Origin of the sequence: Streptomyces sp. NPDC002580 (genome assembly GCF_042889485.1) — a bacterium.
In the GTDB taxonomy this organism is placed as follows: Bacteria; Actinomycetota; Actinomycetes; order Streptomycetales; family Streptomycetaceae; genus Streptomyces.
In genome coordinates this window covers 1-21848 of sequence record NZ_JBIAQZ010000019.1, presented here as the reverse complement: position 1 = coordinate 21848, position 21848 = coordinate 1, and the positions used below count along the sequence as shown (strand labels likewise).

20 protein-coding genes, 1 tRNA gene and 5 pseudogenes are annotated in these 21848 nt (G+C 69.2%); 16 read left to right on the top strand and 10 right to left on the bottom strand.

The features are described 5' to 3' along the window. The first annotated feature begins 135 nt into the window (after positions 1-135). From ACFYW7_RS36610 to ACFYW7_RS36600, 3 genes are all read left to right on the top strand, one after another. Positions 136-267: a hypothetical protein gene (locus ACFYW7_RS36610; RefSeq protein ID WP_389510563.1), complete on the top strand. Its 132-nt coding sequence runs from the start codon at positions 136-138 to the stop codon at positions 265-267. A gap of 304 nt (positions 268-571) precedes the next feature. After that, positions 572-645: transfer RNA gene (locus tag ACFYW7_RS36605), tRNA-Met, on the top strand. A gap of 368 nt (positions 646-1013) precedes the next feature. Next, positions 1014-1673, top strand: coding sequence for a hypothetical protein (locus ACFYW7_RS36600; RefSeq protein ID WP_389510561.1), 660 nt, complete (start codon positions 1014-1016; stop codon positions 1671-1673). 280 nt (positions 1674-1953) lie between these two features. On the opposite strand, the gene ACFYW7_RS36595 is transcribed toward ACFYW7_RS36600, so the two are convergent. Beyond that, a complete protein-coding gene (locus tag ACFYW7_RS36595) occupies positions 1954-2625 on the bottom strand; it encodes a hypothetical protein (protein ID WP_389510559.1) in 672 nt (223 codons plus the stop codon). Positions 2626-3223: 598 nt separating this feature from the next. Next, positions 3224-4120, bottom strand: coding sequence for a helix-turn-helix transcriptional regulator (locus ACFYW7_RS36590; protein WP_389510556.1), 897 nt, complete (start codon positions 4118-4120; stop codon positions 3224-3226). A 210-nt stretch (positions 4121-4330) separates the two neighbouring features. Here ACFYW7_RS36590 and ACFYW7_RS36585 point away from each other — a divergent pair, with 210 nt between their 5' ends. The 3 genes and pseudogenes from ACFYW7_RS36585 to ACFYW7_RS36575 all read left to right on the top strand — a co-directional run bounded on the left by ACFYW7_RS36585 (position 4331) and on the right by ACFYW7_RS36575 (position 6535). Then, positions 4331-5308, top strand: coding sequence for an aldo/keto reductase (locus ACFYW7_RS36585; RefSeq protein ID WP_389510552.1), 978 nt, complete (start codon positions 4331-4333; stop codon positions 5306-5308). 59 nt (positions 5309-5367) lie between these two features. Then, positions 5368-5646: pseudogene (locus tag ACFYW7_RS36580) on the top strand (IMP dehydrogenase); the annotation flags it as partial. A gap of 37 nt (positions 5647-5683) precedes the next feature. Next, positions 5684-6535, top strand: a complete 852-nt coding sequence (locus tag ACFYW7_RS36575; RefSeq protein WP_389510667.1) for an aldo/keto reductase — start codon at positions 5684-5686, stop codon at positions 6533-6535. Positions 6536-6590: 55 nt separating this feature from the next. Here the strand turns inward: ACFYW7_RS36575 and ACFYW7_RS36570 are convergent, their stop codons facing one another. Then, positions 6591-7838 carry a MalY/PatB family protein gene (locus ACFYW7_RS36570; protein WP_389510550.1) on the bottom strand — a complete coding sequence of 416 codons (1248 nt, stop codon included), beginning with the start codon at positions 7836-7838 and terminating at the stop codon, positions 6591-6593. A 123-nt stretch (positions 7839-7961) separates the two neighbouring features. Here ACFYW7_RS36570 and ACFYW7_RS36565 point away from each other — a divergent pair, with 123 nt between their 5' ends. Then, positions 7962-8108 carry a hypothetical protein gene (locus ACFYW7_RS36565; protein WP_389510548.1) on the top strand — a complete coding sequence of 49 codons (147 nt, stop codon included), beginning with the start codon at positions 7962-7964 and terminating at the stop codon, positions 8106-8108. A gap of 38 nt (positions 8109-8146) precedes the next feature. Here ACFYW7_RS36565 and ACFYW7_RS36560 read toward each other — a convergent pair whose 3' ends face one another. Further along, positions 8147-8983 carry a serine hydrolase domain-containing protein gene (locus ACFYW7_RS36560; protein WP_389510546.1) on the bottom strand — a complete coding sequence of 279 codons (837 nt, stop codon included), beginning with the start codon at positions 8981-8983 and terminating at the stop codon, positions 8147-8149. Positions 8984-9771: 788 nt separating this feature from the next. Between ACFYW7_RS36560 and atpF the strand changes: the two genes are divergently transcribed. Beyond that, entirely contained in the window at positions 9772-10281 is a 510-nt protein-coding gene (atpF, locus tag ACFYW7_RS36555) for a F0F1 ATP synthase subunit B (RefSeq protein ID WP_389510544.1), read from the top strand. A 287-nt stretch (positions 10282-10568) separates the two neighbouring features. Here atpF and ACFYW7_RS36550 read toward each other — a convergent pair whose 3' ends face one another. Beyond that, the gene (locus tag ACFYW7_RS36550; protein ID WP_389510542.1) at positions 10569-11474 is read right to left on the bottom strand and encodes an oxygenase MpaB family protein; all 906 of its coding nucleotides are present in this window, start codon (positions 11472-11474) and stop codon (positions 10569-10571) included. A 635-nt stretch (positions 11475-12109) separates the two neighbouring features. On the opposite strand from ACFYW7_RS36550, the gene ACFYW7_RS36545 reads away from it, so the two are divergent. Further along, complete coding sequence (locus tag ACFYW7_RS36545; protein ID WP_389510540.1) at positions 12110-12886, top strand: polysaccharide deacetylase family protein; 777 nt, start codon at positions 12110-12112, stop codon at positions 12884-12886. 87 nt (positions 12887-12973) lie between these two features. After that, positions 12974-13139: pseudogene (locus tag ACFYW7_RS36540) on the top strand (ATP-binding protein); the annotation flags it as partial. Positions 13140-13205: 66 nt separating this feature from the next. Here ACFYW7_RS36540 and ACFYW7_RS36535 read toward each other — a convergent pair. Continuing rightward, positions 13206-15707 (bottom strand): WD40 repeat domain-containing protein, encoded by a 2502-nt coding sequence (locus ACFYW7_RS36535; protein WP_389510538.1) that lies wholly within the window; start codon positions 15705-15707, stop codon positions 13206-13208. A gap of 253 nt (positions 15708-15960) precedes the next feature. Next, complete coding sequence (locus ACFYW7_RS36530; protein ID WP_389510536.1) at positions 15961-16506, bottom strand: hypothetical protein; 546 nt, start codon at positions 16504-16506, stop codon at positions 15961-15963. Between the two features lie 414 nt (positions 16507-16920). On the opposite strand from ACFYW7_RS36530, the gene pnuC reads away from it, so the two are divergent. Together pnuC and ACFYW7_RS36520 are read left to right on the top strand one after the other, a co-directional pair. Beyond that, positions 16921-17529, top strand: a complete 609-nt coding sequence (gene pnuC, locus ACFYW7_RS36525; RefSeq protein WP_389510534.1) for a nicotinamide riboside transporter PnuC — start codon at positions 16921-16923, stop codon at positions 17527-17529. Continuing rightward, on the top strand, positions 17526-18617 hold the full coding sequence (locus ACFYW7_RS36520; protein ID WP_389510532.1) for an AAA family ATPase: 1092 nt from the start codon (positions 17526-17528) through the stop codon (positions 18615-18617). The genes pnuC and ACFYW7_RS36520 overlap by 4 nt, the downstream gene beginning before the upstream one ends. Before the next feature lie 141 nt (positions 18618-18758). Here ACFYW7_RS36520 and ACFYW7_RS36515 read toward each other — a convergent pair. Then, a pseudogene (locus ACFYW7_RS36515) lies at positions 18759-19238 on the bottom strand (transposase family protein); the annotation flags it as partial. A 164-nt stretch (positions 19239-19402) separates the two neighbouring features. Here ACFYW7_RS36515 and ACFYW7_RS36510 point away from each other — a divergent pair. Beyond that, positions 19403-19646: pseudogene (locus tag ACFYW7_RS36510) on the top strand (ISKra4 family transposase); the annotation flags it as partial. Between the two features lie 69 nt (positions 19647-19715). Here the strand turns inward: ACFYW7_RS36510 and ACFYW7_RS36505 are convergent. Continuing rightward, a complete protein-coding gene (locus ACFYW7_RS36505) occupies positions 19716-20312 on the bottom strand; it encodes a hypothetical protein (protein ID WP_389510530.1) in 597 nt (198 codons plus the stop codon). Between the two features lie 90 nt (positions 20313-20402). Here ACFYW7_RS36505 and ACFYW7_RS36500 point away from each other — a divergent pair. Next, a pseudogene (locus ACFYW7_RS36500) lies at positions 20403-20615 on the top strand (ATP-binding protein); the annotation flags it as partial. A gap of 149 nt (positions 20616-20764) precedes the next feature. After that, the gene (locus ACFYW7_RS36495; protein WP_389510528.1) at positions 20765-20935 is read left to right on the top strand and encodes a hypothetical protein; all 171 of its coding nucleotides are present in this window, start codon (positions 20765-20767) and stop codon (positions 20933-20935) included. Between the two features lie 45 nt (positions 20936-20980). Here the strand turns inward: ACFYW7_RS36495 and ACFYW7_RS36490 are convergent, their stop codons facing one another. Beyond that, positions 20981-21322, bottom strand: a complete 342-nt coding sequence (locus tag ACFYW7_RS36490; protein WP_389510526.1) for a hypothetical protein — start codon at positions 21320-21322, stop codon at positions 20981-20983. Between the two features lie 308 nt (positions 21323-21630). Here ACFYW7_RS36490 and ACFYW7_RS36485 point away from each other — a divergent pair. Beyond that, the coding region (locus ACFYW7_RS36485) for a transposase (protein ID WP_389510524.1) at positions 21631-21848 on the top strand (218 nt) is incomplete at its 3' end.

The window sequence follows — 21848 nt, the reverse complement described above, 5'->3', positions numbered from 1 at the left end:
GGGTGACGATCCCCGACCCCCGGGCCGGGGGTGTGGCGGGGTCCTCCGTTTGCCCCGGGCGGGGCGGGGGGGTGCCGGGGGGATCCGCCTCCCCCCGGACCGGCCCGTCAGCGCTCAGCCCAGCCGTTCGAGCAGATGGCCGCCGACGCGCAGGGCGTTGCCGCGGCCGTCCTCATCGTGCTCGACCTGCGTCACACCGAGGCGGACGTACCCGCCGACGCCACCGAAGCCGCGGTCGTGTCCGTCCCGATCGGAGCCGTGCCGTGAGCGACGCGAGCGCGGCACCCGGCCAAAGCCCCCAACCGGTCCGGTGCGGCGCGCCCGCTCCGGCGAGTGACGGAACCCGGCCGAAGAACGGGGGCCACCGGGTCGACATCGCGAGTCCTGGGGCGACGGACGACCACCAGGGCCCGGACGACACCGGGACCGCCGATGTCCTGCCCGACCCCGGCTCCCAGCAGGGGCTGGTACGAGTACTTCTCCACCACCGGCTTCGCCGCGAGGAGGCCGCAGTCCGGCATCCACATGGTCATCGGAGTGTGCCGACATGGCGTACGGTGGTGTCTACCGACGCGGGGTGGAGCAGCTCGGTAGCTCGCTGGGCTCATAACCCAGAGGTCGCAGGTTCAAATCCTGTCCCCGCTACTGCGGATGAAGGGCCCGGAACCGTACGGTTCCGGGCCCTTCACGCGTATCGGACCTGCACGACCAGGTCTGGTTCCCGTTGATCGAGACTGTGTGGTCCTCGGTGTCCCGGAGGGTCTCGACCTCCAGCGTCACGCCGTACCGCACCAGGTTTTTCCCGGACGTCGTTCCGGAACCCCTCACACGCTGTAGCCGCCGTCGACCCCCAACGGCAGGAGTGGTGCGGCGACACGGAACGGCGGTCGCGTCAGACTCTCGAAAGATCGTTTTCCGGTACGGAGGGATGCGGCGCGGCGCGCCCCGGCAGATGTCTTACGGAACCCTTACGCAGCCGCGTCCACGGCACCAACACGCCTACGCTCGCAGGCGTGTTGACCCTACGAAAGATCGCCCTCGTCACCGCGGCGCCACTGGTACTGGCCGTGGCGGGCCTCGCCCACCCGCACGGACTGTCCCGATCGACGGCCTCCGACTGGACCCACTTGCATATCGCGCTCCTACCGGTCTTCCCCCTGCTCACGGTCGGTCTCCTGATGCCTCTGTGGCATCGGCCACGCCTCGGCCTCGCGGGCTTCGCCACGGTGGTCGCCTGGGCGAGCGCGTTCGCCTACGCGGCCTTCTACACCGGTCTCGACGCGGTCGCCGGAATAGCGGCGGGGACCGCCGTCGAGAACGTCGGCGCGACGGCGAGTCTGGCGCCGGTCAAGCGCCCGCTGTACGACACAGGCGAGGCCCTCGGACAGGTCGGCGCCTATGCCCTCATCGGCGCCGTCGCCGCCACGGCGGTCGCACTGTTCCCGAGACACGGAGTCCGGATCCTGCCCGGAACAGTCGTGCTCCTCGCCGCCGGCTGGTCCTTCGTCGACAGCCACATCTTCTGGCCACGCGGTGTCTGGACCATGGTCGGCTTCGCCCTGGGCTTCGCGCTGCTCACCCGGGGGACCACTGACAGGGGACCCACCGGCACGTGCTGCAGGCCTGCACGCCGCATACGACGCCGAGCGCGGCTCTGCCACGACTCGCCGTGACGGTGCGGCAGCCGCCGTACCTCCGCGGTCGGGCAACTGGCCTCGAACCGGCGGCTGATCAGCGTTCTGGCGCGTTCCAGGGTCCAGCCCGGTCCCTTCGCGCGGGGCCCGCCGCTCAGAGGCCGGACCCCCACCATCCGCGCACCGCACATCACCGGCACACCGCAGGGATCCCCCAACGCTCCACCGGAGGAACCCGATGAGGGCAGCGGAGGCCATCTCGTTCGGCGCGTCTGCGGCAGAGGGTGAGGGCGCAGGCGGCGCTGTCGGTCGACCCCGCTCAGTCGGCCGAGATGTTCTCGCTCGCCTCTCGCGCCGCGGTGAGGGCTCGCTGCCTGATGTTGCCGCCGAAGAACTGGATCTCGGTGGCGGTCAGGATGTCGTAACTGCCGATGGTCCGCCTGTCCCCCCTGCGGGTGGACAGGGCCGCGTCCCCGGCGAGGTTCGTGAGGAACACGCTCGCTATTCCGTCCAGTTCGCGGACCATCGCCGGTACGGCCGTCGCCCCCTGGCTCCGCAACAGCTTCCTGACCCCGGCCTCGAACCTGTGGGCGCCGACCACGGCATTCGGTTTGCGCGACCTGCTGCGCTTGGGAGGACGCACGACAACGCCCTCGTACAGGACGGTGGTCAGGCCTCGAAACGTCGGGCTGTGGGCGTACCACTTGTCCGCCACATCGACCTCGACGTTCCGGTCGATCGCCGAGACAAGGTCCCTGGGAGTCAGCTTCTTGCGGGCCTCCGCCGCGGCCGCTCTCCTTGCGCCGTCGATGATCTCCGTCAGCAAGGTCCGGGTCACCGCGGAGGCGGCCACCGCGGCCGACCGGGAGACGTGCATCGGGGTCACGTCCCTGAACACCGCTTTGACGAGAGGAGACTTGAACGGCGAGACGTCCATGACCGAGGCTGTCGCGGAACCGCTGCGCTCGGGGCGGGCGGGCTGTGCGGTCATCGGAGGAAACGCTCCTTGCTGTCGGTGTCGTCAGAGGCCCACACCTCACCAGGCAGACCCGCTGTCTTGCCCCGCCGTCCGGCGAGGCGGCACCCGGTCGGGGGCCTGACGGACACATCCCACGGCCGGGCCGACGATGACTGTAATCGGTGCCGGTCCGGGCTCGCTCCCGCCGGGCTGGGGATCGGGCGGGGGGTGACGAACCGCGGGGAGGGGCTGGCTCGGAGCCGCCCGGTGTGTCTTGGACGGCTGGTGGTGCATTGGTACCGGGTGTGCGGCGTGTGTCGGCGGCGTCACCCTCGGCCCGGATCGCAGACGGGTACGGCTTGCACAGCCCGTCCGTGTTGAGGTGTGCCTCGTGCCGGCACCGCGGACACACCTCGCGCCCGGGATACGTCTGCACCCACGGCCGGCACACGCTCGCCGCACGCGGCGTGCCCATGCCCCGCATCGCCCCCGCCGCGCCGGTCACCACGTCCGTCGCCGGAGCCGCCATGTACGCCGAGCTGGTTCCGCGATCCCGGGGCCCGTCGCGCCCCACTGAGTGCGGGGTCTGGCCTGCGCGCACGGGCTCATCACTCATTCGCGCGATGCGGGCTCAGCTTGCGGCGCGCGGCGTTTCATGGCGGGGCTGCGACGCGGAGACGGTCAGGTCGAGCAGCAGCAGGGCGTCGTGATCGGGGGTGCCGGGTTCTGCCGTGTAGACGCCGATGCGCTGGCCTGGGGTGCCTTCGACGTGCAGGGACTGCGAGGTCAGAGTGAGCGCGCCAACCTGCGGGTGCTGGAAGGTCTTATGGGCGGGCTTGCGTCCGGTCACCTCGTAGCGCTCCCATAGACCCGCGAAGTCGGGGCTTTTGAGCAGGAGTTCACCGACGAGGTTCGTGAGGTCGGGGGCGTCCGGTGCGGTGCCGGCGACGGCCCGCAGGCGGGCGACGCATGCGGCGATCTGCCGGTCCCAGTCGGTGAAGAGGTCGCGAGCGGCGGGGTGGAGGAAGAGGTAGCGAGCGAGGTTGCGGTGCTTGGCTGACCAGTCCTCCAGACCTGCGTACAGGGCGAGGCCACCGGGGTTCCACGCGAGCATGTCCATGCTGCGGCTGATGACGTACGCCGGGTTCGGGCGCAGGGACTCCAGCAGCAGCTTGAGATGAGGCCGCACGATCCGACTGGGAGCCGGCGGCGGCTCGGAGACGTAGCGGGCGGCACGCGCGGCCAGCTCGCGCAGGTGTTGGTGCTCTTGGTCGTCCATATGCAGGGCGCGGGCGAGGGAGTCGAGGACGGCGGGGCTGGGACGAGTCTCCTTACCGCGCTCCAGGCGAACGTAGTAGTCGATGCTGATCCCGGCCAGGGTGGCCAGCTCCTCGCGGCGTAGCCCGGGGGTGCGGCGGGTGCCGGCGCCAGGAGTGAGGCCGACATGTTCGGGGCTGGTCTGGGTGCGGCGGGCGCGCAGGTAGCGGCCCAGCTCGGCGCCCTCGCTGTGTGCGCTCGTCGATGCCATGACCCCAGTCTCACCCGCCGTACACCTGTAGTGCAGCGGCGAGGGGGGCCCTGTCATTACCCCCGAAGAGCCCGCCCTGCCACACGCGCGTGATCCGGGCGAAGGTGAAGGGGTAAGACATCCCGGCCCCGCCCTTGGCCGGGCAGGCGCGACCTGCCCGGCCGGGTGCGGGTGGAACGGGCTGGACAGCTGCGACACGGAAGAGGCGAGATGCGGTACATCAAGCTGCGTGATCTGGAGGTTTCCCGGATCGGCCTGGGCGCCATGGGCATGTCCCACGGCTACACCGGCTCCGGCACGGATGACGCGGAGTCGATCCGAACCGTGCATCGGGCGCTGGAGCTGGGCGTCACCCTGATCGACACCGCCGAGATCTACGGCCCCTACACCAACGAGGAGCTGCTCGGGCGAGCGCTGAAGGGCCGCCGGGACAAGGTGGTGCTGGCCACCAAGTTCGGCCTGGTCTCGCACGACGGCGACGGCCCGTGGAACCTCGATTCCTCCGCGGCGAACATCCGCACGGCCGTCGAAGGCTCCCTGAAGCGGATCGGCACCGATCACATCGACCTGTACTACCAGCACCGCGTCGACCCGAACACGCCGATCGAGGAGACCGCCGGGGCGGTCGGCGAGCTGATCGCCGAGGGCAAGGTGCGTGCCTTCGGTCTCTCCGAGGCGGGCCCGGACACGATCCGCCGCGCCCACGCCGTCCAGCCCGTCACCGCGGTGCAGTCGGAGTACTCGCTGTTCACGCGCGGGATCGAGGAGCGGGTGCTTCCCGTCCTGCGGGAGCTGAACATCGGCCTGGTGCCGTTCTCCCCGCTCGGCCGCGGAATGCTGACCGGCACGGTGCGCTCCACCGACCAGTTCGACGAGGGCGACTTCCGCCGCGACAACCCGCGCTTCACCGGCGAGAACTTCCAGCGCAACCTGGCCCTCGCCGACCAGGTCAAGGTCCTGGCCGACGAGGTCGGCGCGACACCGGGGCAGGTGGCCCTGGCCTGGCTTCTCGCCCAAGGCGACGACATCGCCCCGATCCCCGGCACCAAGCGCGTGCCCCGGGTGGAGGAGAACGCCGACGCCGACGCCGTCACCCTCACCCCGCAGCAGATCGAGACGCTGACCGCCCTCCCGCCGGCCTCCGGCGCCACCCACACCGAAGCCCAGGCCCGGATGCTGGAGCGCTGACCCCCACCCCCGCCCGGGCCCCGCACCCCCCGTTTGGAGCAACACCGGTGATGCGTGCAGCCGTCATGGCGGTCCTGGACGGCGGCACCATCAGCCACCTCGGCGTACCCCGGTACGAACAGGGTCCGATCGGCCCGGCCGTCTTCATGCGCAACATCACCCTCACCGGCGGCGCCGGCCCCGCCCGCGCCTGCATCGAAGGGCTGCTGCCCGACGTGCTGGACGGCACCATCGTCCCCGGCCGCGTCTTCGACCAGGCCTTCTCCCTCGACCGGACCCCGGATGCATACCAGGCCGTGGCCGACCGCCAGGTCCTCAAGGCCCTCATCCGCCCCTGATGACGACCGGCACCCGAACAGCGAAGGACACCCCATGATGAAGACCGTCACCCTGGACAACGGCGTCGAGATGCCGCTGCTCGGCTTCGGCGTCTACCAGATCCCCGCCGAGGACACCGAACGCACCGTGTCCGACGCGCTCGCCGCCGGCTACCGGCTGCTGGACACCGCTGCCGCCTACGGCAACGAGGAAGCCGTCGGCCGCGCCATCAAGACCAGCGGCATCCCGCGCGAGGAACTGTTCGTCACCACCAAGCTGTGGGTCCAGGACGCCCCCGCCCAGGACAACACCCGCCGCGCCTTCGAGACCTCCCTGACCAAGCTGGGCCTGGACCACCTCGACCTGTACCTGATGCACCAGCCCTTCGGCGACGTCTACGGCCAGTGGCGCGCCATGGAGGCCCTCAACCGCGAGGGCCTGACCCGCGCGATCGGCGTCGCCAACTTCTACCCCGACCGCCTGCTCGACCTGATCGTCAACAACGAGATCACCCCGCAGGTCAACCAGATCGAGACCCACCCCTTCTTCCAGCGCGCCGACTACCACGCCCTCATGCGCGAGCACGGCGTGCAGCACCAGTCCTGGGGCGGCTTCGCCGAAGGCAGGAACGACCTGTTCACCAACCCGCTCCTCGCCAACATCGGCAAGGAGCAAGGCAAGTCCGTCGCCCAGGTCGTGCTGCGCTGGCTCACCCAGCGCGACATCATCACCATCCCCAAGTCCGTACGCGCCGAGCGCATGGCCGAGAACTTCGACGTCTTCGACTTCGATCTGACCGACGAGCAGATGGCCGAGATCGCCACCCTCGACACCGGCAGCTCCCTGTTCTTCGACCACCACGACCCAGAGATCGTCACCTGGCTCGCCAAGCGCCGCCTCGACGCCTGATCCGAAGCGCCACAGCCGCCCCGCGCGCCGTGCGCGTGCGGGGCCCGTGCCGTACTCACAGCGTCTCGACGGCCGTGAGCAGGCGGCGCACGGCCTCGTCGACAGTGGAGCGGGGGCAGCCCAGGTTCACCCGCATGTAGCCGTGGCCCTCGATGCCGAACTTCTGTCCCTTGTCCAGCCACAGCCGCGCCCTGGTGAGCATGAACTTGTCCAGCGCCCCGGCGTCCATCCCCAGGCCGCGGCAGTCCATCCACGCCAGATACAGGGAGTCGGCCGGCAGGACCCGCACCCTGGAGGTGGCGGAGTTGACCGACTGCGCGAAGTGCGCGTGGTTGCCGCGCAGGTAGGTGAGCAAGTCCTCGAGCCAGGGCTCACCGTGCGTGTAGGACGCCTCGGCCGCGACCATGCCCAGCAGGTTGACCAGCGGGAAGACGTTGCGGTCGTACTGGCGTGCCAGTTCCGCCCGCAGCCTGGGATCGGGCACGAAGACGTTGGCGCTCTGCAGTCCGGGAAGATTGAACGTCTTGCTGGGGGCGGTGCAGGTGATGCTGTTGCGTGCGAACTCCTCACCGAGGGAGGCGAAGGGGGTGTGCTTGCGTGCTGGATTGAGGATGAGGTCCTGGTGCACTTCGTCGGAGACGACGAGGACGTCATTCCGGGCGCAGATCTCGCCCATGGTCCGCAGTTCGTCCTCCGTCCACACGTTGCCGGTGGGGTTGTGCGGGTGGCTGAGGATGAACACCCTGGTGTCGGGACGGATGGCCGCCTCGAAGGTCCGGGCGTCGAACTCGTAGCCGTCGTCGGTCCGTTGCAGCGGCGCGAACGCGAGGTGACGGCCGTTCAGCAGGACGTCCTCGTGGAAATGGACGTAGACCGGCGGCTGGATGAGGACCGAGTCGCCCGGCGCGGAGAACGCCTGCACGATCGTCTTGAGCGTGGTGATGATTCCGGAGGTCTGCATCACCCATGGCCTCGGGACCTCCCAGCCGAACCGTTTGGCCTGCCAGCCGGTCACGGCGTCGAGGTAGCTGTCGGTCGCCCCACCGGGATACCCGAAGACGCCGTGGTCCACGGCCTCGTGGAGCGCGTCGAGCACGGCCTGGGGTGCCTTGAAGTCGGTGTCGGCGACCCACATCGGCAGCGGGTCGGCCGCGATCTCGTCGGCCGTCAGGAACTCCTGGGCGGAGGCCCACTTCATGGAGTTGCTGTGCCTGCGGTCGACGACGACATCGAAGATGGATCCAGCCCCGGTCCCGGGAACTTTCTGCGGTGTACGGCCGTGGGGGGACGTGTCAGGTGCCATGGCTGGATGCTAGCCATGCGACGTGCGGTCGGTTTGCGTGCTTTGCCGTGTCAGGCTCCCAGCGCCACCACCATCAGGACCACGAGGGCACCGACGCCGTGCGGCCCGACGCTCTCCAGCCGGATGGAAAGGCCCGTCGCCGACAAGGCCGACGCGCACGCGAAGAACGTCATGGCCCGCCCTGAAGCACACCTCGCGGCGGTGGTGCTGCTGGTGGTGCCGCTGTCCCAACCGGCCGTGGTCGAGACGCCGAGGCGGCCACGCTCCTGAGCATCGACGAGGGCCGGGAATGTTCCCTGCCGCCCCCGCTATGAGGCTCCAGGCCTGATGAAGCGTCTGAGTGTGTCCAGGGCCATTCTGTCCGTCACGGCACCTCGCCCGGACAGACGGTGGACAAGGATCCAGCCCTGCGGTGAGGCTCCCGCGAAAACGGACGCGTCGCCTGTCGCGCCGTTGTGCCACAGCAGGCTTCCCGCCTTCTGCCAGGCCGGTGCCGGTTCACCCAGACTGCGCTCGACGAGCAGGCCGGTGAGGAGACGGGCGCCGGCCCGGGGAGTGGCCCACAGCCCGCCGGCCGGAAGGATCGCGCCGTCCATCGTCCAGGGCCGGTGAGGGCGGCCGAACAGCCTTCTGCGGCCCAGTCGTGTGCCGGAGGGCGGATCGACGGCGACGTCGGCGATCCCGAGGGGGTCGAGGACGTGGCGGTGCAGCAGTTCCTCGTACGGGGTGCGGGTGGCCGCGACCAGGGCGGCGCCCAGGACCGCGTATCCGAGGTTGGAATACTCCTCGGCCGTTCCCGGGGGAGTGGTGACCAGGGTGTCGAGGTGCTGTACGACCGAGTCCAGCGCGTCGGAGTCGAAAGCCACGTAGGGATCGGGCCCGCTGATGCCGGGAGGCAGGCGAGGAAGGCCCGAGGTGTGCTGGGCAAGCCGGCGCAGGGTGATTCCCGTGCCGTTGGGCGCCGGCAGGAACCGCTCCAGGGGGTCGTCGAGGCTCAGGATTCCGTCGTCGGCCAAGGCGGTCAGGACGGTGGCGGTGAGCGGCTTGGTCAACGAACCGATCTGCACGAACAGGTCGGCGTCGTGGCCGTGAGAGATCTGGGGTGTTTGAAAGCTGCTCAGTATGCAGGTGGGAACGCGGATCATGATGATCTTCTGTCGTGTGTTCGGGGGCAGCGTGCGCGCCGCCGTGCCTACGGGTGTGCGATGTCGGCGGATGGCTGTCCGGCGACGGACGAGTCGAGCGGTCTCTCCGGTGACGGCGACCCGTGGAGCAGGTCATTTTTCGCGGTCGCCGTCGATGCCGGTATTCGGACACATCAAAAGCACCCGACTCCCCCTACGGGCAACGGGGTATCTGCGGCATGTCGGTCAGCATGCCGCCCTGTCGGTACCGGACATCCGGTACCGACAGCGCCGTCCCCGTCGGCTCGAATACTGACACATTTCGAATTTTCGTTTCTCGCCGGTAACGCCGTGGAGTGACTGGAAATGATCCGCTAAGCCGGTCGACGACACTCGAAATGGTCCAAATTTCAATATTTACTTCCACGCAAAACCGGACGCGCCTGAGGCTCTCCTGTTGGTCACGGAGCGGCGCCCAGCTGAGCCCTGCCAGGATCCGCTTGGCTGAAAGCGCCCCCTTCCGCTTGAGCCTGAAAATCCTGATGTCCCCGCAAGGTCAGGTGCCGATGTCGGCATTGGCGGAAAACTGAAGGACCGTCATGAGGCGGAAGCCGTCGACTTCATCGGCGCGAAGGGCGCAGCGGCAACGGGGAGTCCGAGCTCGAGCGTCCCGAGCTGGAACCCGACCTCGAAGAGGTCATGGATTGCTGGCAGATCCTGTTCCCTGTCAATGGTTGCTGCGCCAGGTAGGAGCGGATTCTTGCCTATTGTGCTGGCCGCCGCAGTTGTTGCTCGCTTATGGTCTTGGCATGGACCTTCTTATACCTGAGCCCGCGCCGGCGTTGGTCGGCGTGGTGAGTTTCGCTGTGTTCTTCGTCTGCATGGCCAAGGTTCTCTTACCGCGCATCAATAAAGTCCTCGGCGAACGGAAGGACGCCATCGAGGGCCGGACGGAACGTGCTGAGCAGTTGGCGGCTGAAGCCGGTGAAGTCCAGGCCGAGTACCGCGCGGCACTGGCTGAGGCCCGGCACGAAGCGGCGCGCCTGCGGCAGGCGGCTTTGGAGGAGGGCACGCAACTGGTCGCCGATATTCGCGCTGCGGGCCTACGGGAACGTGAGGCGATGATGCTGGAGGATCGGGCACGGCTCGCGGCCGATCGCGTTCTCGCGGAGACGGAACTGCGGGGAGACATCGTGTCGTTGGCCACGGAGCTGGCTGGTCGGGTGGTCGGCGAGGCTCCCGAGAGTGTCGCCAACAGCGAGATCGTGGACCGCTTCTTCGCTGACTTCGACGCTCGCAGCGTGGCGGGGCTGCAGTAGTCCCTGCTTCACCACCCTCGTCAGAGTCGATCGCACCCTACGAGCGGGTCACGGTCCCGCAGGGCGCTGATGCTGCCACTGTCATCGCTGAAGTGCTCATGCGCACGAGCCTGCCCACGCGCGTCACGAAAGGCTCTCGTAGCCGGCGCTTCGATCTGCCGCGCTTCCGGACTCGAACTCATGCGGCACCCTCTACGGCGCACCAGCACGATCATCGCGGGGTCCGCAGACGGGGGCGGCCTGGTCGGCCGGGGACGCCGCATCGTTCAGGGCCCCCGAGGTTCTGGTCACCGCGCTGCGCGTGTCCTCGAAGAAGAGGACCCGGCGGAGCGACGCGCCGCGTAGGAGAGGGGAAGGTACCGCAGCCGTTCGGGGAGCAGCGGGAGGGTTCTGCGCACGACGGCACCGAAGCGGCGCAGTCGGCGCTCGTCCCGGGCGCTCCACGTCAGGCCGAGCCGCTCCCGTGCCGCGGGCGGCAGCAGGCCGGTCGTGACGAAGATGTTCAGCCGTGCCAGCGGCGGGTGCAGGAGGGGCCAAAGGAGGCGGAGCGGGGCGGGCGATCGATCCGGGAGTGTGACGGGGCGGTGCGGGTCGAGGAGTTCACGGACGACGATCGTCGCCTCCAGTTCGTCGTGGACCATCGCATCGAAGTACTGCCAGTACGTTTCCGGTGTGGGCGGCATGTCGCGGCGGCGGATGCCGAGGATGTCACCGAGTTGCAGGAGCTCGTCGTAGAGGCGGTGCTGCTCGTCCTTGTCGAGTGGGCGGGAGAGGTACTCAGCCGCGCGCAGGAAGATGGGGTAGGCGGTGGCGTGGACCCAGGCGTAGTAGGCCGGGGTCAGGGCGTGGTAGGCGCGGCCGTGATGGTCGGTGCCCGAGATCGTCTTGTGGAGGCGTCGTAGACGGCGCCCTTCCTCCAGGGCTTGCTCGCCGCCGTAGACCCAGAGCTGGAGGGATTGCAGCGAGCGCTGCGCGCGGCCCCAGGGGTCGGTGCGGAAGACGGAGTGGTCGTCGACGCCGGCGCCGACGGCCGGGTGTGCGACCTGGAGGACCAGGGCGGAGGGCAGGGCGAAGAGCATCCGTACATCACCTGCGACCTCCCACAGGACGGAGCCTGGTGCGAACGGGAGGGGCTCGGGCGGCCGTGTTCGGGCCGCGTCACCGGGTCCGGGTGCCGTCGGCAGGTCTGGCATGGTGCCCCCGTCCCTCGTTCCGGCCAGGGTGTCGACGTCCCTGGTGAAACAAGTGGATCGCTCTCGTGTCTTCGTCTCTCTCGACGATACGCCCCGCACGTCCCGCTCTTTCGACGGAGTCCGGCTCGGGGCACTTCCTCAGAACGGCAGGCCTACGCATGCGTGCGGCCGAATCATTCCGCTGTCCACCCGCGCCGCACGCCGCCGAACCACCCGCGCACTGGGGCGGATGCCGGCTGTGCGCACTCGTCGTCCGGGTAATGGACGCGGTGCGGATTGCGTGTCCCCGTGACCAATCTGGTGAGCGGGTCCACGAACATCTGATCCTGGCCGACGTCGACCTGTCGGGCCGGCTGTTCCCCGTCACCGTGCACCGGACCAACTGCGCCCGGAAGGCGCCCGCACGTTCGACATCATCCCGTCCTCCGCGCACCGGCGAGGACGGCCACCCGTACGGTTTCACCGAGCGTCGCGCCCTCGCCGAAAAAACCACTGGCGCGCCGGGCGGCCGGGCGCTGGACGCGGCCGGCCCGCACGGGAACCGCAGCTCACTTGAAACGCGCTGCGCACGCGTGTCCTGCCTCACTATCGAGGACGTTGGGCAACCCTTCCGGCGTTGAGATCCTCTCCTTGGGATGAAGATCCCCAAGAGGCGGCCTCGCCTACTCACACTTCTGACCCTGGCCGTGGTGGCGGCCGTGACGCTGACCGTCGCCATGGTCATCCAGGCGAACAGGATGGAGACGCTCTCGCCGCGCGAGGAACGCGACCGGGCCGAGTCTGGAGCGGGCTTACCGTCGGGGCAGGTGGACTGCCGGAAGGCCAAGTGCATCGCGCTCACCTTCGACGGCAACCCGGGCGAACCCACCGACCGACTGATGGACCTCCTGAAGGAGTACGAGGCGCCCTCGACGTTCTTCCTCGAGGGACGGCGCATCCACAAGTTCCCGGACGTGGTGCGGCGGATAGCCAAGGACGGCCACGAGATAGGGGACCACACCTGGACGCACGCGGTGCTGACCGATGTCTCTGATACGCGGATCCGCGAGGAGCTGCGCCGCACGGCACGGGCCATCTCCAGTATCACCGGCAGTGAGCCGACCCTGATGCGCCCGCCCCAGGGCCGCACCGACGACCGCGTCTCCAAGGTCTCGAAGGAACTGGGGATGGCGCAGGTGCTGTGGACGGTGACCGCGAAGGACTACGAGACGGACGACACCGCGCTGATCACCGAGCGTGTGCTCGAGGGCGCCGGCCGCGACGGGATCATCCTGCTCCACCCGCTGCACAAGGGCACGCTGCCGGCCATGCCTTCCATCCTCAAGGCGCTCAGCGAGCAGGGGTACACCTTCGTGACCGTCTCCCAACTGCTCGCTCCGGCCAAGGCCGAGCCCGGCGGGATCTACAAGTGACCGACCGGCGCGCGAAGCGACCGCCTCCTTGGGCCCTTCGCCACCACGGGTATGAACGACGTCCTGGTCGTCGTGGGCAAGTACACCCCCACTTTCGACCCGGCCACCGTCGACACCCTCGCCACTGCGACTGGGTCAGGAAGGAGAGCCGCTCTGCCTCATCGGCGACTCCGGCAAGGTCCACCTGCTGATCGCGCCCGGCACCGAGGCCGCGATGCACGGCTTCCGCGTCCGCTGCGTGCCGACCACCAAACACAAGCGCCGGTGCCCCCGCTGCCGGTCGAGGTGTGCAGTGGACCGATCCAGCCGTGTACGTGCCTCAGTGATCGCGGTCAAGTACGACCACGTCGTCACCCATGCCGATGACGAGGTCCGGGCCGGCGGCGGTCACGCACTGGGCCCGCGCCGGCAGCGCGATCTTCTCCCGGAGCAGGGCTGGAGCGAGATTCCAGACGTGGACCGTACCGCTGCCGTCCAGGGTGATGGCGTCCCTGCGGTCGTCACGCATGGCGCAGGCCACCGTGACAACTCCTGACGGGTGTCCGGGAAGGGTGGACCGCAGGGTGCCGTCCGTCAGATCCCACACCTGTACCGCGGTGTCGTTCGCGCCTACGGTCACCGCGTGCGGACGGCCGTCCAGGTCGGTGGCGGCGAGTGCCCGTATCCAGTGGTGCCCTGTGTGGATGGTGGCGGTGACGCGTCGCCCTTTCCCCGTGAGCCTCCACAGCCGCAGTGCGGCGTCTTCGCTGCCCGTGAGGAGGTGGGGGCGGCCATCGACGGTGACGGGTTCCATGGCCCGCACCGCCGACCGGGTGCGGTCCGTGAGGAGCGGGTGCTCCACGCCCTCGCCCAGCTCCCATACACGTACGGTGCGGTCCTGGTCGGAGGTGACCGCGTGGGGACGGCCGTTGACGTCCGCCCACGCCACGGCGTCCACCCGGTGGTCGGGTCCGGGAAGGTTCCGAACTGCGGTACCCGCGGCGAGGTCCCAGATCCGGGCGGCGCCGCAGCAGCCTCCGACGGCGGCGTAGGGGCTGCCGTCGACCGTCGTGCACGCCAGCGCCTCCACCCGATGACCGTGGGAGAGGGTGTGTCGTTCCGCCCCGTCGGCCAGGTCCCAGACCCGTATCGTGGTGTCGCCTCCGGTGACGACGTGCGGACGTCTGTCGATCTTCACGACGCCCACGGCCTGTACGGTCCCGGTGTGGCCCTCGCGTGGCGTGGGCAGGGCGGCGTCACCCAGGTCCCATACGCGCGGGCTCGCGGAATGGCCGCCGCTCACAGCGTACGGGCGGCCGCCGACCTCCGTACAGGCCAGCACCTCCACACGGCCTTGGTGTCCGGTCAGAACGGCGCGCTCCGTGTCCTCGGTCAGGTCCCACACGCGAACCGTGCAGTCACCACCCGCGGTCAGGAGATGAGGGCGTCCGCCGAGGTCGACGCAGCTCATGGCAGATATCCACGAGGTGTGCCCGCCCAGCACAGCGCGCTCCGAGCCGTCGGTCAGGCACCAGACCCGCACCGCGCGCTCTCCTCCGCTCCCAATGATGACGTGAGGGACGCCGTCGATCACCGTGCAGGCCAGCGCGTAGACGGTGGACGGGTGACCAGTGAGCACGGCCCGTTCGACGCCGTCCTCCAGGTCCCACAGCCTCGTCGTGTTGTCGCAGCCCCCGGTCACGGCCACGGGGCGGCCGGCGACCTCGGCGAACGCCACCGCTCGCACCTCGTCGGTGTGGCCGACCATCCGCGCACGTTCGGACCCGTCGACCAGGTCCCACAGCCGGACCAGGCAGTCCTCTCCCGCTGTGACCGCGTGCGGCCAGCCGTCGATCACCGTGCAGCCCACCGCGCGTATCCAGCCCTTGTGGCCTTTGAGGGCGAACCGCTCGGCCCCGGTTTCCAGATCCCACACCCGCACGCCGCCGGAGCAGGTTCCGGTGACCACATGGGGACGCCCGTCGATCTCTGCGCAGTCCAGTGCGTAGACCCCGTCGTCCTCGGTGATGACAAGGCGTTCCGTACCGTCCACCAGGTCCCACACGCGCACGTTCGAGTCGTAGCAGCCGGTCACCGCGTGGGGACGCCCGTCGATGACGGTGCACGCGGCGGCGTCCACGCCCAGTCCTGTCCGGGTGAAGCGCAGCGCGGGATGGATCATCGTGCCGGTCGCCCAGCGCGGTCGGAACGGGCGACCGCGCGACAGCTCCCGGGAGAGGCCGGTCTCACCGTGGCGCGCGGCGTCGATGGCGAGGATGTCCCGCCTTTCGGGCAGGGTCGCGGTGGCGTGGACGTGGAAGGATGTCCGGTAGATGCTCCGCCGCACCCGCCCCTGCGTGGAGCCAGGCGCGTTGAGCGCGCGGAGCAGCCCCCGCGGGGAAGCGTGCACCAGATATTCGGCGTCCTCCAGTACATCATCCAGGACACCGCCTGCGGCGGCATGGGTGGCGAGATGGTCGACGACGTACGGTGCGGCAGCCGACCAGTCGCGGTGCCCGCTGCCCCCGTCACGGGAAACCTCGGCCAGCAAGGCGCTCGTGATGGCCTGTTGCGTCTGCCGCTCGCCTGGCCGGTCTCTCCGGGAACGCAGCCGATAGGCCACACCCCCCGGTGTCTGCGTCTCGACCAGGAGTTCGCCCACCTGGTCCCGGAACACGCTCACGTCCTGAGCCGTCCACGGGTGATCCGATAGAGCGCGGGCCAGGACCGCCCACAGGGCAAGGGGCAGACCCGCGCCTTCGGCGAACGTCAACGGCCGCAACAGCGCGGCTTCGTCATCGGAATCCAGCGTCGGCCCGCCGGCCCCGTTGCGGTTCGCCATCGCCACATGCTCCTCGTAGTCCGTTCACGCCTCCGCCCCTTCCCGCAACGGGCGGCCGGGTCACCAACCTGGCCACGGATGCTACAGACAGCCACTGACAGCGACGGCAAAGCCGTTCTGTGCGGCCATGTGGTTCCGGCGGAGCGAACCCCGAGCCCGCGAGCGTACTTGGGTGAGGGCGTCGTGGGCGCCCGGCTGGGAGCCCTGGTCCCCGGTTCAACCCGCTTCGCCCGCCATCCGGACGGCGGCGGCCTCAGCGGCCGAAGGTGTCCGCGAACCTGCCCCCGTCGATGACCGGGTAGCCGAAAGCCTTGGCGCTGAAGGCCGTCGCGGCCGTGCTCGTCAGGCCCTTGGCCCCGCCGCGCAGCAACCAGGCCGCCTCGTGGTCGTATCCGCCGGGCAGGACGTCCTCGCCGTACGCGCCGATCGCGAGGTCGGCCTTGCTGCTGCGGTTGATGTCACGCGGCCGCAGCGAGGAACCGAAGTGGTCTCCCGCCTCGGCGGCTCCCGGCACGCCCGCCGTGGCCTGGTGGAACGACTGGGCGCCGCTCGTGCCGAGGCCGCTCCAAATGCCCTTCAGGAGAACGATGTTGCGGACGCTGTCCACCGTCTCGTCGGGGGCGCCGACCGCGACGTCCGCGCGTCCGTCGCCGGTCGCGTCACCCACCGCCACCGCCACCGCCACCGTCACCGCCACCGCCGCGCCGAGGCCGTCGTGCGGCTCTTCCCGATTCATCGAGAGCGGTTCGAGGGCGTCGGCTTCGTGCGGGAGGTCTCGCTGAAGCTGACTCTGCGTCAACAGCGTCATCCCGTCCCGGCCGGACGCCTCCTCCGAGCGGGCGGTGTCTAGGCGGGGCTTCGGCCGCGGTCGGGTCCCGTGAACCACGGTGTGCCGTCGTCCCGGAAAGGGCGTCGGAGCCCGTCGGCACCCCGGCTCCGTCGAGGATCGCCAGGGCCGGGGCGCAGGCCTCACGGCCCGCCCCCCGCCCGTGGCAGGTCCCGAAGGGCCTCGGGAGACGGTGAGCAGGGTCGTGGAGGAAGCGGACAGGCCGTCAAGATTCATGTCATCCATAGGGACATGCGGCCGGACGCCACTGGCAGCCCGGTCTGCCCGCACCTGCACGACGGTCACGGGGTCGTGCGGGCGCATGCAAATCCCTTGCCTCCGCCCGTCGGGCTATTTATAGTCAGGGCGACTATTAAGGAGTCGTCCGTGAACTGGAACCTCAGCTGGACCGAAGCGCTCGGCTTCGCCACCGGAGCCGTCTGTGTCTGGCTGGTAGCCCGCCAGCACATCGCCAACTGGCCCGTGGGCATAGCCAACAACATCCTCTTCATCGTGCTCTTCCTCCAGGCCGGCCTGTACGCCGACGCCGGCCTCCAGGTCGTCTTCATCGCGCTGGCCGCCTACGGTTGGTGGACCTGGGCCGACGGCGGCGGACAGGCAGCCGCCGGCTCCTTGCCGGTGCGCCGCACCACGGATGCCGAATGGGCCTGGCTCGCCGCCGCCGGCGTGCTGGGTACCGCCGCCCTCACCCTGCTGCTGGACCGGGCCACCGACTCCACCGTCCCCTTCTGGGACGCGCTCACCACCGCGCTCTCCCTGGCGGCCACCTACGGCCAGTGCCGCAAACTGCTGGAGTCCTGGTGGCTGTGGATCGCCGCCGACCTGGTCTACATCCCGCTGTACGCCTACAAGAGCCTGTACTTGACCTCTCTGCTGTACGTCGGCTTCCTCGCCCTCTGCGTGGCCGGCCTCCTCGGCTGGCGGCGCACGCTCGCGGCAGTCGGCTCCCGCCCCGCGACGGCGGTGGCCGCGTGAACGCCGCCACCCGTCCGTACCGACACGGCCTGGTCCTCGGCAAGTTCTATCCGCCGCACGCCGGCCACCACCACCTCGTCCGCACGGCCCTCGCCCAGTGCGACCGGCTGACCGTTCTGGTCTGCGCCGCCTCCGTGGAGTCGGTGCCGCTCGCCGACCGGGTGGCGTGGATGCGCGAGGCCCACCCTCGGGCCGAGGTCGTCGGCGCCGTCGACGACCACGCGGTCGACCTGCACGACCCCGCGGTGTGGGACGCCCACATGGCCGTCTTCCGTACGGCCGTCCCGGAGCCGGTGGACGCCTTGTTCACCTCTGAGTCGTACGGAACCGAGCTGGCCCGCCGGTTCGACGCGGCCGAGGTGTGCGTGGACCTCGACCGAACCACGTACCCCGTCTCCGGCACGGCCGTACGCAAGGACCCGGTGGGCTGCTGGACGTTCCTCGGCCCCGGCGTGCGCGCCGCCCTCACCCGCCGTGTGGTGGTCCTGGGCGCCGAGTCCACCGGCACCACCACCCTCTCGCGGGCGCTGGCCGCCCACTACCGTGCGCTCGGCGGCGTCTGGTCGGACACCGGTTGGGTCCCCGAGTACGGGCGTACGTTCAGCGAGGAGAAGCTGGCCGCCCTGCGGGCCACCGAGCCCGGGGCCGACTGGGCCGAAGTGGAGTTCGCTTCCGAGGAGTTCCCCGTCATCGCCCGCCGCCAGGACGACGACGAACAGCGGGCGGCCCGGCGCGGCTCCCCGGTGCTCTTCTGCGACACCGATTCCTTCGCCACCGCGATCTGGCACGAGCGTTACCTCGGCTCGCCCAGCCCCGAGGTGGCGGCCATCGCCGAGAGCACCTCGCGCCACCTGTACCTGCTCACCGACCACGAGGGCGTGCCCTTCGAGGACGACGGACTGCGCGACAGTCCGGACCTGCGCCCATGGATGACCGGCCGGTTCAGGGAGGAACTGGAGCGCACCGGCCGCCGGTTCCTCCTGGTCACCGGCAGACCCGAGGAGCGACTGCGCACCGCCGTGGCGTCGGTGGAGGACCTGCTCGCCGAGGGCTGGCACTTCGCCGACCCCCTCCCGGAGAGGCGGTGACGACCACAGGCCTTCGCGTTGAGCCAGACGACGGACAGCCCGCCGCGCACCTGCATGTCGCCGACAGCCTTGCCAAGCGAGGAGAGGCGCCCGGGCCACGTCACAAGCGTTCGAGCCCGTGACGATCAGCGTCAGTCGGCGGCCTCCTTGAACGTCCTCGTCACGGCCCGCAGCATCCTTGGCTCCAGACTCCTCCCAGCCCCGGGAGCCGTGCCGATTTCCGGGCAGAGGCCGGCCGACGATGACGACCAAGCGGGTGTCGGCGTCGATGACCACCTGATGAGCCGTGGAATAGCGGTAGTTCTTCGACTGCTCGGCGATCGAGCGGTCCCGGGTGGGCACCAGGGTGCCATCCACGATGAGCACGGTGTCCTTCCGCAACCGCTTGCGGGACCGAAGTGCGAGCCTCGGGCCGAGATCATCGATGATCCGGCAGGCCGCCGACTTGGAGACACCGAACAGCGGAGCCAGCTGACGCAAAGTCAAGTCTGTGCGCCAGTAGGCCGTGACCAAGAGGAGGCGATCCTCCAGTGGTAGACCCCACGGCCGTCCACGCCGCGGCTCCTTGGCGACTTCGCGACGCACCGCGGTCACCAGCTTGCGGAAGCAGCGTGGGCTCAGCCCGGTGAACGGGGCTGTCCAGACGCCTCAGGGTCCTACAGGGTGTTTTCATTGACTTTCACCGATACCGGCAAATCGGACAAAAATCTCCACATGTGATCTAGTGCATAGGTCGACATTCCATCACCGAGTCTATGTGGCGCCGCCTTGACCACCGGTCGATGCTCCAGCAGCATGCCGCCTCGACTGCCCTGGCCAACGGCTGGCCCATCATCACCGGTGCGATCGAAGGCGCCTGCCGGCATCACCGGCGCCCGCTGGGTACTCGCCGGGGCCGAAGCCGTCCTCCGGCTCCGCACGGTGATCACGAACGGCGACTTCGAGGACCACTGGCAACACCATGCCCGCCGCGAGCGCCAACGCCTCTACCCCGCCCTCAACCGGCAGAAGCATTCCCTCACGTCCTGATCACGAGATCGGGCATTGCTGGTGCCGTAACAGGAGGTCACCTTCGCCCTGTTGCATCGCTGGCCGTCATCAGCCTTCTGTATTTTCCGGAGACAGACCGACGGCGACAGCGGCCTCATGCGTGAAAACGGTCATGACGTCGTCGCTGCCGAGCCAGAAACGCCCGTCCGGTGGCCACTGCACCGGCCGGCCCGCGACAAGCCACACTCTGGCAGCAGGTGCACGAGGCTCGACTGCAACCGGCAGTCGGACTTCGGAGTCGCCCTCGGACCAGAGGATGTCGGCGCCCGCCAGCGGAACCCCGATGAGCCCCGACCAACGGGGGTGGTCAGTGACCACCACGGCCGGCGTCCCTCCGGGCTGTCCGATCACGGTCAGGTGGCTGGACATGGGCCCGCGGAAGACTTCCAGGCCGTAGTGGTCGAAACTATGGCCCCACACCGCCGAATAGTGCGTGCCGTCCTCGGCGAGCAGGCCAATGCCCATCGTGGGCTGGTGCCACACGCCGAAGTCCCACTCCGCGACCTCGGTGTCATCGTCACCGCAGCTCAGCGGGTAGTAGGTCACTTCTACAAGGCGTGCACCGCGCAGACTTTCGACAGACCTCTCATATTCATCCCCAGTGAGCTCTTGCGACCGCATCACACCATTGTCCTGGTCCATCACCCGCCCAAGCATCCGAGATTGGTTGAATGCCAAACGGAGCCGGCACCGTCTCCCTCGATGTTGAGCAGCCGAACATCCCTGCAAAGGATCCGCGCCCAAAGGGGTTCCATCATCCTGACCTCGAACAAGACCTTCAGTGATTGGGCAGGCGCCTTCGGCGACGCGACCGTCGCCGCCGCGATGCTCGACCGGCTCCTTCACCGAGCCGCCGTAGTCGGCATCGACGGACCGTCCTACCGCCTCCGCTCGCACCAGTCCCACTCCGACAACCTCTGCAAAGGGGTGACCGGACGTGCTGGTTGAACTCCGGGCCTGCCCCATCTGCTGGACCCAGTTCCAGGTCAACCCCCAGGCAACCCGTCATACCTACTGCACCCCCCCGCTGCAAAGCCGAAGCAGCCAGGCGACGACGCCGTGAACGCGACGAAGCCATCAACACAGCGGAAACCGACGTGGTCACGCGGCAGTCGCCGGCACCCACACCCCTGACGCCCACAGCTATCCGCAACTGCCCGCACTGCGACAGACCCGTCACCATCGTCGCGCTTCTCGCCACCCCCGAGGCCGCGCGGCCCACCATCCCCGCAGCAAGTCCCGACGTCATCCCCATGCGCCGCAGCTGAGCGACCGCACGTCACTGACCTTGTCGGCCCCAAGCGGCGGCAGGGTCAGCTGGCGTTTACGAACGAGGCGCCGATGTTGTTCCACATGAAGGCGTCCTTCCAATCCGGGCGCCCGTTGGCCCAGCCGCCCAGTGCGGTGATCACCTTTTCCTGAGAGATCGTCCGGGTCTGGTAGTGCTCTGCCGCCGTCCCGTCACGGAACTCCAGCTGATAGGTGTTGTCGTCCCTCAGCCAAACCTGCACATACCAATCACCGGCCGCCTCATCGTCGACTCGCTCGACGATCACGAAGGCGTTGCCCCGGCCGAGGTTCGCCACCATCCGACTCAAGGCCGTGGGCCCCGGATTCCTCACCTGACGACCGTGCTCGTCTCTCGCTTGAAGCATGGCCCGATCATCCCCCACAGCCCTGACACCCGTCGAAGAGCAGCCACGTCACGCCCGCTCTCGCTCCCCACGTTCCCCAGTTGGTTCACTCCGTGAACCAACTGGGGCGAAGAGTAGCTCTGAGGAAAATTCGGGATCGGCATCACCACTACAAGCTCGCGGTGGTTCTCCTCCGCGAGCAGCGACCCTAACCCCGCGCATCGACGCGGCACTATCGCCCGAGTCGATCGGCTGTTCACCCGGCTCAACTCGCTGATTCTCAGCAGCTAAGACCGTGTCCTACGTGGTGAGGCGTCGTTGACCTCGGTATGGGGCGGGGTGCGTGGAGTTGGATTGTTCCGGACGGGCTGTGGGAGATCGCGAAGTCGCTGATTCCGCCGTCGAGGGTGCGGCCGCAGGGCGGCGGAACGCAGGACACGCCTGATGAGACGCTGTTCGCGGCCATCGTCTACGTCCTGGTCAGCGGCTGCGCCTGGCGCCAACTGCCGCCCTGCTTCGGGATATCGAAGTCGACCGCTCACCGCCG

Excerpts from the sequence above, each read along its gene's own strand:
- ACFYW7_RS36570 (WP_389510550.1), bottom strand. The coding sequence starts at position 7,838 with ATGGCACCTGACACGTCCCCCCACGGCCGTACACCGCAGAAAGTTCCC.
- ACFYW7_RS36565 (WP_389510548.1), top strand. The coding sequence starts at position 7,962 with ATGGAAAGGCCCGTCGCCGACAAGGCCGACGCGCACGCGAAGAACGTC.
- ACFYW7_RS36595 (WP_389510559.1), bottom strand. The coding sequence starts at position 2,625 with ATGACCGCACAGCCCGCCCGCCCCGAGCGCAGCGGTTCCGCGACAGCC.
- ACFYW7_RS36585 (WP_389510552.1), top strand. The coding sequence starts at position 4,331 with ATGCGGTACATCAAGCTGCGTGATCTGGAGGTTTCCCGGATCGGCCTG.
- ACFYW7_RS36490 (WP_389510526.1), bottom strand. The coding sequence starts at position 21,322 with ATGCTTCAAGCGAGAGACGAGCACGGTCGTCAGGTGAGGAATCCGGGG.
- ACFYW7_RS36560 (WP_389510546.1), bottom strand. The coding sequence starts at position 8,983 with ATGATCCGCGTTCCCACCTGCATACTGAGCAGCTTTCAAACACCCCAG.
- ACFYW7_RS36550 (WP_389510542.1), bottom strand. The coding sequence starts at position 11,474 with ATGCCAGACCTGCCGACGGCACCCGGACCCGGTGACGCGGCCCGAACA.
- ACFYW7_RS36575 (WP_389510667.1), top strand. The coding sequence starts at position 5,684 with ATGAAGACCGTCACCCTGGACAACGGCGTCGAGATGCCGCTGCTCGGC.
- atpF (WP_389510544.1), top strand. The coding sequence starts at position 9,772 with ATGGACCTTCTTATACCTGAGCCCGCGCCGGCGTTGGTCGGCGTGGTG.
- ACFYW7_RS36590 (WP_389510556.1), bottom strand. The coding sequence starts at position 4,120 with ATGGCATCGACGAGCGCACACAGCGAGGGCGCCGAGCTGGGCCGCTAC.
- ACFYW7_RS36535 (WP_389510538.1), bottom strand. The coding sequence starts at position 15,707 with ATGGCGAACCGCAACGGGGCCGGCGGGCCGACGCTGGATTCCGATGAC.
- ACFYW7_RS36545 (WP_389510540.1), top strand. The coding sequence starts at position 12,110 with ATGAAGATCCCCAAGAGGCGGCCTCGCCTACTCACACTTCTGACCCTG.
- ACFYW7_RS36610 (WP_389510563.1), top strand. The coding sequence starts at position 136 with ATGGCCGCCGACGCGCAGGGCGTTGCCGCGGCCGTCCTCATCGTGCTC.